The 16,026-nt window shown below is 61.4% G+C and carries 14 protein-coding genes; 11 read left to right on the top strand and 3 right to left on the bottom strand.

Annotated features, from left to right (window positions below; all coding sequences use genetic code 11):
• Window positions 1–13: 13 nt before the first annotated feature.
• The 7 genes from J3O30_RS00770 to J3O30_RS00740 all read left to right on the top strand — a co-directional run bounded on the left by J3O30_RS00770 (window position 14) and on the right by J3O30_RS00740 (window position 9,866).
• The gene (locus J3O30_RS00770; RefSeq protein WP_207582434.1) at window positions 14–1,402 is read left to right on the top strand and encodes a dipeptidase; all 1,389 of its coding nucleotides are present in this window, start codon (window positions 14–16) and stop codon (window positions 1,400–1,402) included.
• 360 nt (window positions 1,403–1,762) lie between these two features.
• A complete protein-coding gene (locus tag J3O30_RS00765) occupies window positions 1,763–2,416 on the top strand; it encodes an SH3 domain-containing protein (RefSeq protein WP_207582433.1) in 654 nt (217 codons plus the stop codon).
• 459 nt (window positions 2,417–2,875) lie between these two features.
• Window positions 2,876–3,097 (top strand): hypothetical protein, encoded by a 222-nt coding sequence (locus J3O30_RS00760; RefSeq protein WP_164006054.1) that lies wholly within the window; start codon window positions 2,876–2,878, stop codon window positions 3,095–3,097.
• 333 nt (window positions 3,098–3,430) lie between these two features.
• Window positions 3,431–5,770: a transglycosylase domain-containing protein gene (locus tag J3O30_RS00755; RefSeq protein WP_207582432.1), complete on the top strand. Its 2,340-nt coding sequence runs from the start codon at window positions 3,431–3,433 to the stop codon at window positions 5,768–5,770.
• A gap of 381 nt (window positions 5,771–6,151) precedes the next feature.
• Window positions 6,152–8,068, top strand: a complete 1,917-nt coding sequence (dnaK, locus tag J3O30_RS00750) for a molecular chaperone DnaK (protein ID WP_007634141.1) — start codon at window positions 6,152–6,154, stop codon at window positions 8,066–8,068.
• Window positions 8,069–8,154: 86 nt separating this feature from the next.
• Entirely contained in the window at window positions 8,155–9,282 is a 1,128-nt protein-coding gene (gene dnaJ, locus J3O30_RS00745; protein ID WP_207582431.1) for a molecular chaperone DnaJ, read from the top strand.
• Window positions 9,283–9,665: 383 nt separating this feature from the next.
• The gene (locus J3O30_RS00740; protein ID WP_007634143.1) at window positions 9,666–9,866 is read left to right on the top strand and encodes a hypothetical protein; all 201 of its coding nucleotides are present in this window, start codon (window positions 9,666–9,668) and stop codon (window positions 9,864–9,866) included.
• Between the two features lie 145 nt (window positions 9,867–10,011).
• On the opposite strand, the gene J3O30_RS00735 is transcribed toward J3O30_RS00740, so the two are convergent.
• Complete coding sequence (locus J3O30_RS00735) at window positions 10,012–10,377, bottom strand: helix-turn-helix transcriptional regulator (RefSeq protein ID WP_207582430.1); 366 nt, start codon at window positions 10,375–10,377, stop codon at window positions 10,012–10,014.
• Window positions 10,378–10,753: 376 nt separating this feature from the next.
• Here J3O30_RS00735 and recF point away from each other — a divergent pair, with 376 nt between their 5' ends.
• From recF to J3O30_RS00720, 3 genes are read left to right on the top strand one after another with little or no spacing between them, the layout of a single operon-like run.
• Window positions 10,754–11,878 (top strand): DNA replication/repair protein RecF, encoded by a 1,125-nt coding sequence (gene recF / locus J3O30_RS00730; protein ID WP_207582429.1) that lies wholly within the window; start codon window positions 10,754–10,756, stop codon window positions 11,876–11,878.
• Window positions 11,875–12,699, top strand: a complete 825-nt coding sequence (locus J3O30_RS00725; RefSeq protein ID WP_207582428.1) for a molybdopterin-synthase adenylyltransferase MoeB — start codon at window positions 11,875–11,877, stop codon at window positions 12,697–12,699. The genes recF and J3O30_RS00725 overlap by 4 nt, the downstream gene beginning before the upstream one ends.
• Window positions 12,696–13,184, top strand: coding sequence for a GNAT family N-acetyltransferase (locus J3O30_RS00720; protein ID WP_207582427.1), 489 nt, complete (start codon window positions 12,696–12,698; stop codon window positions 13,182–13,184). Before J3O30_RS00725 ends, J3O30_RS00720 begins: the two co-directional genes overlap by 4 nt.
• A 22-nt stretch (window positions 13,185–13,206) precedes the next feature.
• Here J3O30_RS00720 and J3O30_RS00715 read toward each other — a convergent pair whose 3' ends face one another.
• Complete coding sequence (locus J3O30_RS00715; RefSeq protein ID WP_207582426.1) at window positions 13,207–14,208, bottom strand: D-glycerate dehydrogenase; 1,002 nt, start codon at window positions 14,206–14,208, stop codon at window positions 13,207–13,209.
• Window positions 14,209–14,392: 184 nt separating this feature from the next.
• On the opposite strand from J3O30_RS00715, the gene J3O30_RS00710 reads away from it, so the two are divergent.
• Window positions 14,393–14,932, top strand: coding sequence for an SH3 domain-containing protein (locus J3O30_RS00710; RefSeq protein WP_207582425.1), 540 nt, complete (start codon window positions 14,393–14,395; stop codon window positions 14,930–14,932).
• Here J3O30_RS00710 and J3O30_RS00705 read toward each other — a convergent pair.
• A complete protein-coding gene (locus tag J3O30_RS00705) occupies window positions 14,925–15,917 on the bottom strand; it encodes an adenosine kinase (protein ID WP_207582424.1) in 993 nt (330 codons plus the stop codon). The genes J3O30_RS00710 and J3O30_RS00705 overlap by 8 nt on opposite strands.
• Window positions 15,918–16,026 lie beyond the last annotated feature (109 nt).

The following is a 16,026-nucleotide window of genomic DNA, read 5'->3' as shown; positions in this document are numbered from 1 at the left end:
AAAGGAGTCGAAAATGACCGATATACAACCGGTGCTTTCGCGCGCGGATCAGAACCTTTCATCAAGCCTCGAAAAATTGTTCGAACTGCTGCGCATCCAGTCGATTTCCACCGATCCCGCCTACAAAGCCGAATGCCGCAAGGCCGCCGAATGGCTTGTCGCATATCTCCAGACGCTCGGCTTCGAAGCCTCGGTGCGCGACACACCTGGCCATCCGATGGTGGTCGCCCATCATGCCGGCGCGTCCACCGATGCGCCGCACGTTCTGTTCTATGGCCATTACGACGTTCAGCCGGTCGATCCGATCGAGCTCTGGGAAAACGACCCCTTCGAACCATCGATCAAGGATGTCGGCGACGGCCGCAAGATCCTGACCGGCCGCGGCACGTCCGACGACAAGGGCCAGTTGATGACTTTCCTCGAGGCCTGCCGCGCCTATAAGGAGATCCACGGCGCACTTCCCTGCCGCGTCACCATTCTCTTCGAGGGCGAGGAAGAATCCGGTTCGCCGTCGCTGAAGCCTTTCCTCGAAGCCAATGCCGCCGAGCTTAAGGCCGACTGTGCGCTGGTCTGCGATACCGGCATGTGGGATCGCGACACGCCGGCGATCGCCGCCGCGCTGCGCGGCCTTGTCGGCGAAGAAGTAACCGTGACGGCCGCCGACCGCGACCTGCATTCCGGTCTCTTCGGAGGCGCTGCCGCCAACCCGATCCATATTCTCGTCGAGGCTCTCGCCGGCCTGCATGACGAAACCGGCCGCATCACGCTCGACGGCTTCTACGACGGCGTCGAGGAAACCCCTGAGAACATCAAGGCGTCATGGGAGACGCTGGGCAAGACCGCGGAGAGCTTTCTCGGCGAAGTCGGCCTTTCCGTTCCCTCGGGCGAAAAGGGCCGTTCGGTGCTCGAACTCACCTGGGCGCGGCCGACCGCCGAAATCAACGGCATCTGGGGCGGATATACCGGCGAAGGCTTCAAGACAGTGATCGCCGCCAAGGCTTCGGCGAAGGTTTCGTTCCGCCTCGTCGGCACGCAGGATCCGGCCGCCATCCGCGAGGCTTTCCGCAGCTATGTCACCTCGAAGATTCCCGCCGATTGCTCGGTCGAGTTCCATCCGCATGGCGGTTCGCCGGCTATTCATCTCTCCTATGATTCGCCCGTTCTGACCAAGGCGAAGACCGCGCTTTCCGACGAGTGGCCGAAACCCGCCATCGTCATCGGCATGGGCGGCTCGATCCCGATCGTCGGCGACTTTCAGAAGATGCTCGGCATGGAATCGCTGCTTGTCGGCTTCGGCCTCAGCGATGACCGCATCCATTCGCCGAACGAGAAATACGAGCTCGTCTCCTACCACAAGGGTATCCGTTCATGGGTCCGGATTCTCCAGGCGCTCGCCGCCTGAAGGAAACGCAATAACAAAAAGGCCGGTTAAAACCGGCCTTTCGTCATCCACTCGCTCAGTGCCAGTTCATCCGTGGTCAATGAGAAGCGGGTATGGCAGCCAGACTGCCTCCGAAAGGTTAACGGATCGTTAACGGCGCACGCGATCGCCAGGTTGTCGGAAGCACTGCGCCACATCGATAGAAATTCCCCGTTCAAGCTACGTTCATCACGGACCACTATAAGCCATTGAAAGACAAAGTGAATAATAACGCTCTCGCAAGTGCGGGGCGGTCGTTCCACCTTTCCTTTCAGACGGCAGATGCCAGGCAAGTGCAGCCGGGCGCAGCCCCAAAATGCGCCTATGAGGAGTGAGAAAAGCGTGAAAAATCTGTTTGCTAAAATCGCCGCGGCTGGTCTCTTCATGCTGGCGCCTGTCATGGCGCAGGCTGCCGAGGGCTATTCGACGGCGAACGTCAACATGCGCGCCGGTCCGAGCACCCGATACCCCGCAGTCGCGGTGATACCCGCCGGTTCTTCCGTCGAGATCCGCGGGTGCCTTTCCGACGTCAACTGGTGCGATGTGGAGTTCTACGGCGGCCGCGGCTGGGTATCCGGCCAATATGTGCAGGCTCTCTACCAGCAGCGCCGTATCTTTGTCGGTCCGCAATATTACCGTCCGCTCGGCATCCCGGTCATCCGCTTCAGCGTCGACAATTACTGGGATCGCTACTACCGCAACCGCGATTTCTATCGCGAGCGGGACCGCTGGAGTCGCGGCCCGGACGACTATTACCGCGACAATCGAGATCGCGACATTCGGGATCGCGACAACCGGGATCGAGACAACCGGGATCGCGATCGGAAATGGCGCGACGGGGATCGCAACCGGGACGGCGATAGAGACTGGCGCAATCGAAATGGCAATCAGGATGGGCGCGACGACAATCGACGGGGCGACCGGAGAGATGGAGATCGCAGACCCAATGGCAGGGATTTTGATTGCCGGCCCGGCGATCCCTCCTGCGACCAATGAGATCCAAAGGGGCGGCCGCAGCGCCGTCCCTTTCGAGGTTTTCCCGGGCACCGGCGGGTACGCAAGAAAAAGCCCGGCGCTCCCGAGAGGGATGCACCGGGCCTGATGTCGATCGGCGCGTGTTGAGGGGAGACGGCCGATCATGCGCGGGACGTGAGGGGTTGTCCCGCTTTTCCCTAAACAATCGCGGCGCCAATTGGTTCCGACCAGCAGACAGAAGATGTGCGGCGAACGCAGCGCGCGCATTTCGGCGTCACGCCGATAAAGATCATCCGGCGGCTTTGCTCCGTCCCGTCGAGAGTGAGATTTTTGACAGTCGCCATGACTGGCATCCATGCCTGCAACAGGCCACCGACAAATTGATCTGAGAGCACGCTTGATGCTCTTGTCTTGCGGGATTCTTTGTTGCAGTTTTGAGACGTTGCGGATCGATTTCGATCCGTTCGAGGCTGGACCCTGATGACGCAAGACTACTTGGCTTTCCTAGGGCTTTTCGGCGCTCGGGCAGCCGCGATAGACGTTACCGTATGGCATAAACACAACCCACTCCTTCCTGTGCGACTTACCGATGGGGCGAACCTCAACCCTTCCGGCCAGATCTGGCGCCGCTTTCATCTCGGCGAGTGGGAATATAAGCAGGACCCGGAAACGCTCGACGATTACGAGGCCCGCCAGTTCTGAGCGCCAACGCATGTCGCCCAAAAGTGCGCAGCGGTTTTGGGATAGAGCGCATCGCATATAAAGCAGGAATGACGCGACGCGCTTTTTGGCGCGATCTGCTTTGCTTTCCATAATTAATACCCCGTTAAATCGCCGCATTTACAGTTCAGTCGGATGATCACGGCGCCCGTTGCATGATTCCCTAAATCGGAACCGATTTGGGGATAGAATTATGCAGCCATTCAAAGTGCTACAGCATCCTTTGCGCGTCTGAGAAGACGCGCGGCGCTGTGGAAGAGTGCCGTTGTGCGAAGTCACGCTTCGCGATCGAACATGGGGTGTGACCGGTCGGCGATGGCAGGCAGAAGCAGATCAGGCGACAGAATCGAACCGTCCTTCAACGGCCGCCCGGCACGCGACGATGACGCATTTTCGCTCGATGCCGACGATCGCATTGCCGGAAGCCGATCCCCGCGGCGCGGCGGCTCAAAACCGCCGCCGCAACGTGCCGTCCCTCGGCGGCGGCGCGAGCCGCGGGAGCGCGAAGGCGGCGGCTTTTTCGGCTTCCTGCGCCGCGTGATCTACTGGTGCGTCGTGCTGTTCATCTGGGCCGGCATCGGCGTTGCCGGGCTTGTCGTCTATTATGGCTCGCGCATGCCGAGCGCCAGCACATGGGCGATCCCGGAACGGCCGCCGAACGTCAAGATCACCGCCGTCGACGGCAGCGTCATCGCCAATCGCGGCGCCACCGGCGGCGAAGCGCTGTCGCTCGAAAACATGTCGCCCTATATTCCGGAAGCCGTCATCGCCATCGAGGATCGGCGTTTCTATTCGCATTTCGGCGTCGATCCGCTCGGCCTCGGCAGGGCGATCGTGACCAATTTTACGGCTGGCCACATGGTGCAGGGTGGCTCGACGCTGACACAGCAGCTTGCCAAGAACCTCTTCCTCTCCCCCGAAAGGACGCTGGAACGCAAGGTGCAGGAGGTGCTGCTCTCGCTCTGGCTGGAGCAGAAATACACCAAGGACCAGATCCTTGCGATGTATCTCAACCGGGTGTTCTTCGGATCGAACGCCTATGGCGTCGAAGCGGCCTCACGCCGTTATTTCAATAAATCGGCGCGTGACGTGAACCTCGGCGAGGCCGCGGTGCTGGCCGGCCTGCTCAAGGCGCCGTCGCGACTTTCGCCGGCCCGCGACCCGGAAGCCGCGAATGCGCGCGCCCAACTCGTGCTTGCGGCAATGCGCGAGCAGGGCTTCATTACCGATTCCGAAGTCAAGACCGCGATGTCGCAGACCCCGGCTTCGGCCAAGAGCTATTGGTCAGGGGCCGGACACTACGTCGCCGACATGGTGATGGACGAACTGCCGGGCCTGATCGGCGACGTCAAGGAAGACGTCATCGTCGATACGACCATCGACAAGTCGCTGGAAAAGAAGGCCGAGCAATCGCTGGTCGACGTGCTCGACAAGGAGGGCGGGAAGCTCGACGCTTCGCAGGCGGCCCTCGTGTCGATCGACGGCACCGGTGCGATCCGGGCGCTCGTCGGCGGCAGAGACTATGCGACGAGCCAGTTCAACCGCGCCGTCAAGGCCAAGCGCCAGCCGGGCTCCTCGTTCAAGCCCTTCGTCTATGCTGCCGCCCTGGAGAAGGGGCTGACGCCCTATTCGGTGTTCAATGACGCGCCGATCCGGATCGGCGACTGGACGCCCGAAAATTACGAGAAGAAATACAATGGCGAAGTGACGCTGGCTACCGCACTTGCCAAGTCGCTGAACACCGTGGCCGCCCAGCTGGTAATGTATGACGGGCCGGATCAGGTGATCAAGCTTGCCCACCGGCTCGGCATCGAAAGCGAGCTGCAACCGAACGCCTCGATCGCGCTCGGCACTTCAGAAGTGTCGCTGATGGAACTCACCGCCTCCTATGCCGCCTTCATGAATGGCGGCTACAAGGCGACGCCGCACGTCATCCGCCGGGTGACGACCGCCGAAGGCAAGGTTCTCTACGAAAATACCTATGACAGCCCGCCACGTGTGCTGTCCGAGCAGATCGTCGCCGAAATGGATGCGATGATGATGGGCGTCATCGACAACGGCACCGGCAAGAGCGCCAAGATCCCCGGCTGGCAGGCGGCAGGAAAGACCGGCACGACGCAGAATTCGCGCGACGCGCTCTTCGTCGGCTTCACCAGCAACCTCACCACGGGGGTCTGGTTCGGCAATGATGACGGCAAGCCGATGAAGAAGGTGACCGGCGGCGGCTTGCCCGCCAAGGCCTGGAAGGAATTCATGGTCGCCGCCCACAAGGGACTTTCGCCAGCGCCGCTCTTCGGCAACGGCCAATTGATCGCCGATCCGAACAATGGTCAGCCGATGGCGCAGACAGCACCCGGGGCTGGACAATCTGGAAGCGGGCAACCGATGACGGCCGAAGCGTCGCCTTCGACGATCGGTGGGATCATTTCCGGCGTCTTCGGCGGCAACGACAATGCAAATCGCTATCCGCAAGCGCCTGCCCGACAGCAGGCGGCGACCTCCGGCAACGGCCCGGTTCCGCCTGGAGACATTGCCGGAGGCGGCGGTTCTGGCTACGAGGGCATGGTTCCACCCGGCGATGTCGGGGCGCCACAGACAACCTCTACCGTCCAGCCGCGGCGCACGACGCTGCTCGATCTGATCATGGGCCAGTGAGAGTTTTGCTGCATGCACGGCGCGGGCCCGATGCTCAGAAGCGCGTTGCGTCGGAATTGGTTCAGCGACGCACTTTGGTCTTTGTTTTGATGCACGCCGTTATTCCGGAACCGCTTCACACGTGAGGACGACAGGCATCAGAAATCGGCGGCTTTCCGGACATGGGGCGACCTCCTTCCCGGTGACTGTAAAAAATGAATGCAACACATTCGTTTTGCTGGATTCCGGGCGATTTCTCGCCTTGCAGTCCAGAAAACCGCTCCTTATATACGCCGCATCACCGCAATCACGATTGCGTAATCAAGTAGACCCATCCCGTAAGGGGCTGTCAGGGAAATGCCTTCTCGGGGTTCCGACAGCTTGCTTCAAGGAGAGAATGACATGGCAAAAGTAATTGGTATCGACCTTGGAACGACGAATTCCTGCGTCGCAGTCATGGACGGCAAGGACGCGAAGGTTATCGAGAATGCGGAAGGTGCACGCACGACCCCTTCCATGGTGGCATTTTCCGAGGATAGCGAACGCCTCGTCGGGCAGCCGGCCAAGCGCCAGGCGGTCACCAACCCGACGAACACACTCTTTGCGGTCAAGCGCCTGATCGGCCGCCGCTATGAGGACCCGACCGTCGAGAAGGACAAGCACCTCGTTCCCTTTACCATCGTCAAGGGTGACAATGGCGACGCCTGGGTCGAAGCCAATGGCAAGGGCTACTCGCCCGCACAGATTTCCGCGATGATCCTTCAGAAGATGAAGGAAACTGCCGAATCCTATCTCGGCGAAAAGGTCGAGAAGGCCGTCATCACTGTTCCCGCCTATTTCAACGACGCGCAGCGACAGGCAACCAAGGATGCCGGCCGCATCGCCGGTCTTGAAGTTCTGCGTATCATCAACGAGCCGACCGCTGCCGCACTCGCCTACGGCCTCGACAAAAAAGAAGGCAAGACGATTGCCGTCTACGACCTTGGTGGCGGTACCTTCGATATCTCCATCCTCGAGATCGGCGACGGCGTCTTCGAAGTGAAGTCCACCAACGGCGATACGTTCCTCGGCGGTGAAGACTTCGACATGCGCCTCGTCGAATATCTCGTCGGCGAATTCAAGCGGGACAACGGCATCGACCTGAAGAACGACAAGCTTGCCCTGCAGCGCCTCAAGGAAGCTGCGGAGAAGGCGAAGATCGAGCTTTCGTCCTCGCAGCAGACCGAAATCAACCTGCCGTTCATCACGGCCGATGCCTCCGGCCCGAAGCATCTGACGCTGAAGCTGACCCGCGCCAAGCTCGAGAGCTTGGTCGACGATCTGGTTCAGCGCACGATCGCGCCGGCCAAGGCAGCGCTCAAGGATGCCGGCGTCACCGCCGCCGAAATCGACGAAGTGGTTCTCGTCGGCGGCATGAGCCGCATGCCGAAGGTACAGGAAGTCGTCAAGCAGCTGTTCGGCAAGGAGCCGCACAAGGGCGTCAACCCGGATGAAGTGGTGGCCCTCGGTGCCGCCATCCAGGCCGGCGTTCTGCAGGGCGACGTCAAGGACGTGCTGCTTCTCGACGTGACGCCGCTGTCGCTTGGCATCGAGACACTCGGTGGTGTCTTCACCCGCCTGATCGAACGCAACACGACGATCCCGACGAAGAAGAGCCAGACCTTCTCGACAGCCGAAGACAACCAGCAGGCCGTTACCATCCGCGTTTCGCAGGGCGAGCGTGAAATGGCTGCCGACAACAAGCTGCTCGGCCAGTTCGACCTCGTCGGCCTGCCGCCGTCGCCGCGCGGCATGCCGCAGATCGAAGTCACCTTCGACATCGACGCCAACGGCATCGTGCAGGTTTCGGCCAAGGACAAGGGCACCAGCAAGGAACAGCAGATCCGCATCCAGGCTTCCGGCGGACTTTCCGACGCCGACATCGAGAAGATGGTGAAGGATGCCGAAGCCCATGCCACCGAGGACAAGAAGCGTCGCGAGTCCGTCGAAGCCCGGAACCAGGCCGAAAGCCTGATCCATTCCACGGAAAAGTCGTTGAAGGATTATGGCGACAAGGTTTCCGAGGCCGACCGCACCGCGATCTCGGATGCAATCGCCGCGCTGAAGACGGCTTCGGAAGCATCCGAGCCGGATGCCGACGACATCAAGGCGAAGACCCAGACGCTGATGGAAGTGTCGATGAAGCTCGGCCAGGCGATTTATGAAGCGCAGCAGGCCGAAGGCGGCGCTGCCGGCGATGCCTCTGCGGAAGGCGGCGACAATGTCGTCGATGCCGACTACGAGGAAATCAAGGACGACGACCGCAAGAAGTCCGCGTAATCCGCGACGGCGTGGTTATGCTTCAACATCTGATCCGGCTGCTCACCATGGCAGCCGGAAAATCCATTTCCGGGGTTTAATTCTTAATGGCAAAAGCGGACTATTACGAAACTCTGGGTGTAGCCAAGACGGCGGACGAGAAAGAGCTGAAGAGCGCCTTCCGCAAACTGGCGATGAAATTCCATCCGGACAAGAACCCGGATGACAAGGACGCCGAACGCAAGTTCAAGGAAATCAACGAAGCCTACGAGATGCTCAAGGACCCGCAGAAGCGGGCGGCCTATGATCGTTATGGCCACGCGGCCTTCGAGCATGGCGGCATGGGCGGCGGGGGCGGCGGATTTGCCGGCGGCGGCTTCTCCGACATCTTCGAGGATATCTTCGGCGAGATGATGGGCGGAGGGCGTGCGCGCCAGCGCTCGTCGGGCGGCCGCGAACGCGGCGCCGATCTCCGCTACAACATGGAAATAACGCTGGAAGAATCGTTCGCCGGCAAGACGGCGCAGATCCGCGTTCCCACCTCGATCACCTGCGACGTCTGTTCGGGTTCGGGTGCCAAGCCCGGCACGCAGCCGAAGAATTGCGGCACCTGCCAGGGAAGCGGGCGCGTGCGCGCCGCACAGGGCTTCTTCTCGATCGAGCGGACCTGCCCGACCTGCCACGGCCGCGGCCAGATCATTCCCGATCCCTGCCCGAAATGCCACGGCCAGGGCCGGGTGACGGAAGAGCGTTCGCTCTCGGTCAATATTCCGGCCGGCATCGAAGACGGTACACGCATCCGCCTGCAGGGCGAGGGTGAAGCCGGCGCCCGCGGCGGGCCGGCAGGCGACCTCTATATCTTCCTGTCCGTCAAACCGCATGAGTTCTATCAGCGCGACGGAGCCGATCTCTATTGCGCCGTTCCGATCTCGATGACGACGGCCGCTCTCGGCGGAACTTTCGACGTGGCGACGCTCGACGGCACCAAGTCGCGCGTCAGCGTGCCCGAGGGCACGCAGGCCGGCAAACAGTTCCGCCTGAAGAGCAAGGGCATGCCGGTGCTGCGTTCGGCGCAGTCGGGCGACCTCTACATCCAGATCCAGATCGAGACGCCGCAAAAGCTCACCAAGCGCCAGCGCGAACTGCTGCAGGAATTCGAGCAGCTTTCCTCGAAGGAGAACAATCCCGAATCGACCGGCTTCTTCGCCCGGATGAAGGAATTCTTCGAGGGCTAATGCATGTCATCAGGAAGTGTGCGGCAGTTCCGGGATAACGACATGCCTAAAAACAAAAGCCTAAAGCGCGTCGGATGAATCAAATTTGACGACGGGCTTTGGCCGCAATCGACATCACCATTTCCAAGGCCGGGGACGGAAACGCCTCCGGCTTTCGTTCAGCAGATCCCGATTTGAGACATTTGCCGTGCATCTCCGCCGCCTTGTCCCAGATCGACACGGCCGCGCGCCGGAACACGACTTGCGTTAACGCAGCCACGTGATGTCGCTTGCAAGTTTTCCAAATGAATTCAGTCTCTGCCGTCAGCGCATAACCCGAAAATCAAAATCGATTTTCGATACGCGGCGCTCTACCGGGAACAATTAAACCAAGGGTATCTGCCATGGCGCCAGCCTTTTCCTCCCAGTCCGACGACGTCGACGTTCTCGCCGGCGCCCTCTACACATGGTGCGCCGAGCGCAACATCAAGCTTCGCAGCCAGCAGGGGCTTTCCGTCGCCAGCATCGCGATCGACCTCTATCATGCCGGCCACCAGACGCAGGACGATCTGCTGATGGCGCTGCACGAATGCGACATTCACTAAAACGCGCGACGTAGAATCTCAATCAACAGACATGCGTCCGGTCTTCGTCTTGATGCACGTCGCCTCCCCAAATTGCCGCACGGCTATATGTGTCCAGATATCATCCGGATCCGGGCAGGTCATGCTTTGCGTGGCGCTCGGTGAATCAGGCGGCGGTTTCGACCGCTTGGCCAGTCATCAGGGTGACGATGGTCTTGACCGCTTCCTTGCCTGCCGGCGAGCTCAGTCTGTCGTAGCTCAGCGCCAGCGCATAGGCGTCGGGGCTGAGTTCGATGCGGCTGCCGAATTGCGATATGCCGGCTCCCTCGAAAAGAGCAGATATCTCAACATCAAGAAAAACCGCGATCTGATGCAGCTTGCTGGCGGAAACGCGGTTCGTCCCCTTTTCGTATTTCTGGATCTGCTGGAAAGTCAGTCCGAGTGCTTCGCCAAGCTCGAGCTGGGAAACACGGCGAAGGGCGCGAAACTGCCTTACGTTGCGACCAACGATAATATCAACCGGATCTGGCACTTCATCACTCTCTGATACATAAACCGTTCGTTTACCATATCGTTTTTGCAGGATAACTCAACCCTGCAGTTGCAAACTTCAACTTGCTTTTTTGTGCCTTACGTCACGTCAGCCGCCTGAGGTAATTGTGGCGAAACCCCGAATATCCGGGGTTCGAAGGGACTGAAAGATGCCGTCGCCCATACTGCCTCGGCAACGTTGGCGCCTCCTCCAAAGGTTGTATTTTTAGCGAGAGTTGAACCCGCCTAGCGTCGTGCTCGGAGCTTATCGCGCACCGATCGACAGTAGCGACAACGTTCCGCGGCGACGAAGCTGCGAGCCTTGCCATCAACGCCGCTTAGGCTTAGCTGTCACGCTTCACGATTCCGGACATTCGATGCCGCACAAGGTTGCTCTTTCCCGTCTGAAGCTGACAGATTTCCGCAACTATGCGGCGGCGTCCCTTGCCCTTGACGGTCGGCACGCCGTGCTGACGGGGGACAATGGCGCTGGCAAGACCAATCTCATGGAGGCAGTCTCGCTGCTTTCGCCTGGCCGCGGTCTGCGCCGCGCCGCCTATGGCGACATTACCCGTGTCGGTGCAGCCGGCGGTTTTTCGATCTTCGCCGCGCTCGACGGCATGGAAGGCGAAGTCGAGATCGGCACCGGCATCGAAACAAGCGAGGAAACCACCTCGCGCAGACTGCGGATCAACGGCACCCCCGCCAAGACCGCCGATGAACTGACTGACCATCTGCGCCTTCTCTGGCTAACACCGGCGATGGACGGCCTCTTTACCGGCGCCTCCTCCGACCGGCGCCGCTTTCTCGACCGGCTGGTGCTATCGCTCGATCCCGCCCATGGCCGCCGCGCCAGCGATTTCGAGCGTGCCATGCGCAGCCGCAACAAATTGCTGGATGAAGGCCGTTTCGACCCCTCCTGGCTCGCCGGTATCGAACAACAAATGGCCAGCCTCGGCATCGCCATGGCGCTCGCCCGACAGGAGATGCTCGGCCTGCTGACCCGCCTGATCGAGGAAAGGCCGGAAAGTTCACCCTTCCCCTCGGCAGCGCTGCAGCTCTCAGGCTTCATGGACGGTCAGTTTTCGCGGCCCTCGGTCGACCTCGAGGACGACTATGCGGCAATGCTGGCGGAGAGCCGTTACCGCGACGCCGGCGCGGGGCGCACGCTGGAGGGGCCGCACCGGGCCGACCTCATCGTGCACCACCGCGAAAAAGCGATGGAGGCGGAACGTTGTTCCACCGGCGAGCAGAAAGCGCTGCTTATCGGCCTGGTGCTTGCGCATGCGCGCCTCGTCGGCAATCTCACCGATCATGCGCCGATCCTGCTGCTCGACGAGATCGCCGCACACCTCGACGAGGGCCGCCGCGCCGCGCTGTTCGACCTCATCGACGGGCTCGGCGGCCAGGCCTTCATGACCGGAACGGATCGCGAGATGTTTTCGGCGCTCGGCGACAGGGCTCAGTTCTTCACCGTTGCCGACGGGAAAGCTTTCGAATGACCGAGGCGGCTTTTCCCAGCGCCGGGCGCCATGATAATATCGGCGCTATGGAACCGCTCAGCCCGGACGAAATCGCCCGCTATCACCGCCACATCCTGCTCCCCGAGATCGGCGGCGCCGGCCAGCAGCGGTTGAAAGCCGCCCGTGTGCTGGTGATCGGTGCCGGCGGCCTCGGTGCGCCGGTGCTGCAATATCTCGCCGCAGCCGGGATCGGCACACTCGGTATCGTCGACGACGACCGGGTGTCGCTGTCGAACCTGCAGCGCCAGGTGATCCATGATTCCGGCACGATCGGCGAGTTGAAGACGGAAAGTGCCGCCTTGGCCATCGCCAGGCTCAATCCGCATGTCCGGCTGATCCGCTTCGAGGAACGCTTTTCCCCGGAAACTGCCCGCCGGCAATTGTCCGGCTTCGATTTGCTGATCGACGGCTCCGACAATTTCGACACGCGCTACGCCGCCGCCGATGCGGCGGAGGAAGCACGTATTCCGCTCGTCAGCGGCGCCGTCGGGCGTTTCGATGGCTCGCTGACGGTTCTCAAGCCTTATGAGAGCGCCGAGGACGGGACGCCCAACCCCAGATATCGCGACCTCTTTCCGGAAGCGCCGCCGGCGGGGCTGATTCCGGCCTGCGCCGAGGCCGGCATCATCGGCGCGCTCACCGGTGTCATCGGCACGATGATGGCGATGGAGGCGATCAAGCTCGTCACCGGCACCGGGGAGCCGCTGGTCGGGCGGCTGCTGCTCTACGACGCGCTCAAGGCCCGGTTCGACACTGTGCGCTATAAACGGCGCCGCACGACAGAAAGACAGGGCGGATGACGATTATCCCTCTTGATCATCGTTTCACGCGCTGGGACGAGCTGCTCGCACTCATCCTCGCCTCCTTCGCTTCGATGAACGGCAGGATTGATCCGCCTTCCTCGGCGCTCGCGCTGACGGCGGGGTCGCTGGCGGAAAAGGCCGATGCAGAGATCGGCCATGTCGCCATCGACGGCGACAAATTGATCGGCTGCCTGTTCCTGCGGCCGGAGGCCGATTGCCTCTATGTCGGCAAGCTCGCCGTTCTGCCTGAGGTGCAGGGCAAGGGCCTCGGCAAGCGTCTGCTGGCAATTGCCGAACTGACGGCCGCAAGGCTCGGTCTTCCTGCTTTGCGGCTGGAAACCCGCATCGAGCTTACCGACAATCACGCCGTCTTTGCCGCCTGGGGATTTTCCAGAACCGCCGAAAAGGCGCATCCCGGCTTTGCCAGAACGACATTCGTCGAGATGCGCAAAATGCTTGCTCCTCAGATCCGCATCGTCTGAATCCAGCTCGACGCGGCCTCCTTCAGCGGCCGGGCAGCACCCGGTTCGGCGGCCTGTGGCCGTCGATGAAGGCGCGGATATTGATGATGACCTTGTCGCCCATGTCGATGCGGCCTTCGATCGTCGCCGAACTCATATGCGGCAGCAGCACGACCTTGCCCTCATTGGCGAGCTTGATGAGCTTCGGATTGACGGCGGGTTCGTTTTCGAAGACGTCGAGGCCGGCGCCGGCAATCCGACCCTCCCTCAGAGACTTGATCAGTGCAGCTTCATCGACGACGTCGCCGCGTGCGGTGTTGACGAGATAGGCCGTCGGCTGCAGCAGCGCCAGCCGGCGGGCCGAGATCAGGTGGAAGGTTGCCGGCGTCGATGGACAATTGACCGAAACGATGTCGACGCGGGCAAGCATCTGGTCGAGGCTTTCCCAATAGGTCGCCTCCAATTCGTCCTCGACGGCCGGATTGACGCGTTTGCGGTTGTGATAATGGATCGACAGGCCGAAAGCCTTGGCGCGGCGGGCCACCGCCGTGCCGATGCGGCCCATGCCGACAATGCCGATGCGCTTGCCGTGAATGCGCCGGCCGAGCATCCAGGTGGGAGACCAGCCGGCCCATTCGCCCGGCTTGTCGGTCAGCACGCGCGCGCCTTCGCCGAGCCGTCTCGGAACCGCGAGGATGAGCGCCATGGTCATATCGGCGGTATCCTCGGTCAGGACGTTCGGGGTGTTCGTGACGGTGATACCCTTGCGCGCCGCCGCCTCGACGTCGATATGATCGGTGCCGTTGGAGAAGCTGGCAATCAGCTTCATCTGCGGTCCCGCCTGATCGATCAGCGCCGCGTCGATGCGATCGGTGACGGTCGGCACCAGCACCTCGGCGGCCTTGACCGCGGCGACAAGCTCGGGAACGGAACGCGGCGCGTCGTCGATGTTCAGCTCGGCGTCGAAGAGCTCCCGCATCCGGGTTTCGACGGCATCGGGCAGCTTGCGGGTGATGTAGACCTTCGGTTTTTTCTTCGCTGTCATGGCTGGCTGTGGTGCCTTGTTCAGAGGTCTTTAACCAAGAGGGGTGATAATTTTCCCATCCGGGCATTTTCTACCAGACCCGCACGCGAAGACAAACAAAACTCGCGGTGCGGCCGGGGAATGTCAGAGCCCGGACCGCGAACAGGCCGGGCCTGTCCGCGAATTCGAGCAAACGGAAACTTCCATGCGCAGCAAAGTCCTGAAGTCCTGCCTCGCCCTGGCCATCGCTCTGGCCGCATCCATGGGAACCGTCGAATTTGCCCATGCGCAGGCCGCCAAGGGTCCAAGCGGACTGCCATTGCCGCGTTTCGTCACGCTGAAATCCAAGCGCGTCAACCTGCGCATCGGCCCGGGAACGGATTATGCCGTTTCGTGGATGTACCTGAAATCCGGGTTGCCGGTGGAGATCATTCAGGAATACGACAACTGGCGCCGCATTCGCGATGCGGACGGTACCGAAGGCTGGGTCAACCAGTCACTGCTGTCAGGCCAGCGTGCGGCGATCGCCGCCCCGTGGATGAAGACGAAGGGTAAGGGCGTCTTTGTCAATCTGCGGCGCGAGGCGCAGCCCTCCGCATCGATCGTCGCCAAGCTGGAACCCGGCGTAATGGTGACGATCGGCGAATGCAACGGTGACTGGTGCCGCGCCGAAACCGACGGCGCCTCCGGCTGGGTGGCGCAGTCGGAGATCTGGGGCGCCTATCCCGGCGAAGCCTTCAAATAAGCCCAGCCTGTTTGGCAGCCTCGGAAAGCGAGGTCATCGGGCGCGGGCCGATCTGCTGGATAACGATGCCGGCGGCGAGGCAACCGAGCTTGCCGCAATCCTCCAGAGAGCGTCCCTGCGTATAACCATAGAGGAAGCCGGAGGCAAAGAGATCGCCGGCACCTGTCGTATCCACAACTTCCCTGATCTTGATCGCATCGACGTAATAACGCTCGCGGCCCTTCAGGATGACGGCGCCGTCCTCGCTCATGGTCACGGCGGCGATCTTGCAATCGGCGGCGATCCTGTTCAGCGCCTCTTCGAAATCGTCGGTTTCATAGAGCGACAGCGCTTCCTGGCGATTGGCGAAGACGATATCGACCTTGCCGGAGCGCATCAGATCGAGGAATTCGCCGCGATAGCGGCCGACGCAGAAGCTGTCGGACAGCGTCATCGACATTTCGCGGCCGTTTTCATGGGCGATGCGGGCACAATCGAGGATCGCTTCCTTGGCGCGTGGCGGATCCCACAGATAACCTTCGAAATAGGTGACCTTGGCGTCGGCCACGACGTCGGTCTCGACGTCCTCAGGCCCGAGTTCGACGCAAGCGCCGAGATAGGTATTCATCGAACGCTCGCCGTCCCCGGTGACGAAGATCATCGAACGGGCCGTCGGCGGGAAGGTGCCCTTGGGCCGGGTCTGGTAGTGGACGCCTTGGGCGCGGATGTCGTGGGTAAAGATGTCACCCAACTGATCTGCGGCGACATTGCCGAAATAGGCAGCCTTGCCGCCGAGGTTAGCCACGCCCGCGGCCGTGTTGCCGGCGCTGCCGCCGGAGGCTTCGAGCGCCGGTCCCATGCGCGAATACAGCAGTTCGGCGCGCTCGGCATCGATGAGGTTCATGGCCGCCTTGGTGATCTGGTTGTCAATGAGGAACTGGTCGTCACAACGGGCAATGATATCCACGATTGCGTTGCCGACTGTCAGAACATCGAATCTTGTCATGAAATGGGGAGTCCCGGATTTGTGATAGCCGGGGTTTGGTCTTAGCGAAATTTCTACAGTTTGGAAGGATAAATGGCGGATGGCACATCTATTTCTTCGCAAAACTGCC

Origin of the sequence: Rhizobium sp. NZLR1 (genome assembly GCF_017357385.1) — a bacterium.
Taxonomy (GTDB): Bacteria; Pseudomonadota; Alphaproteobacteria; order Rhizobiales; family Rhizobiaceae; genus Rhizobium.
Note: the sequence above shows the minus strand (reverse complement) of the source record. Positions and strands in the feature narration are given on the sequence as shown.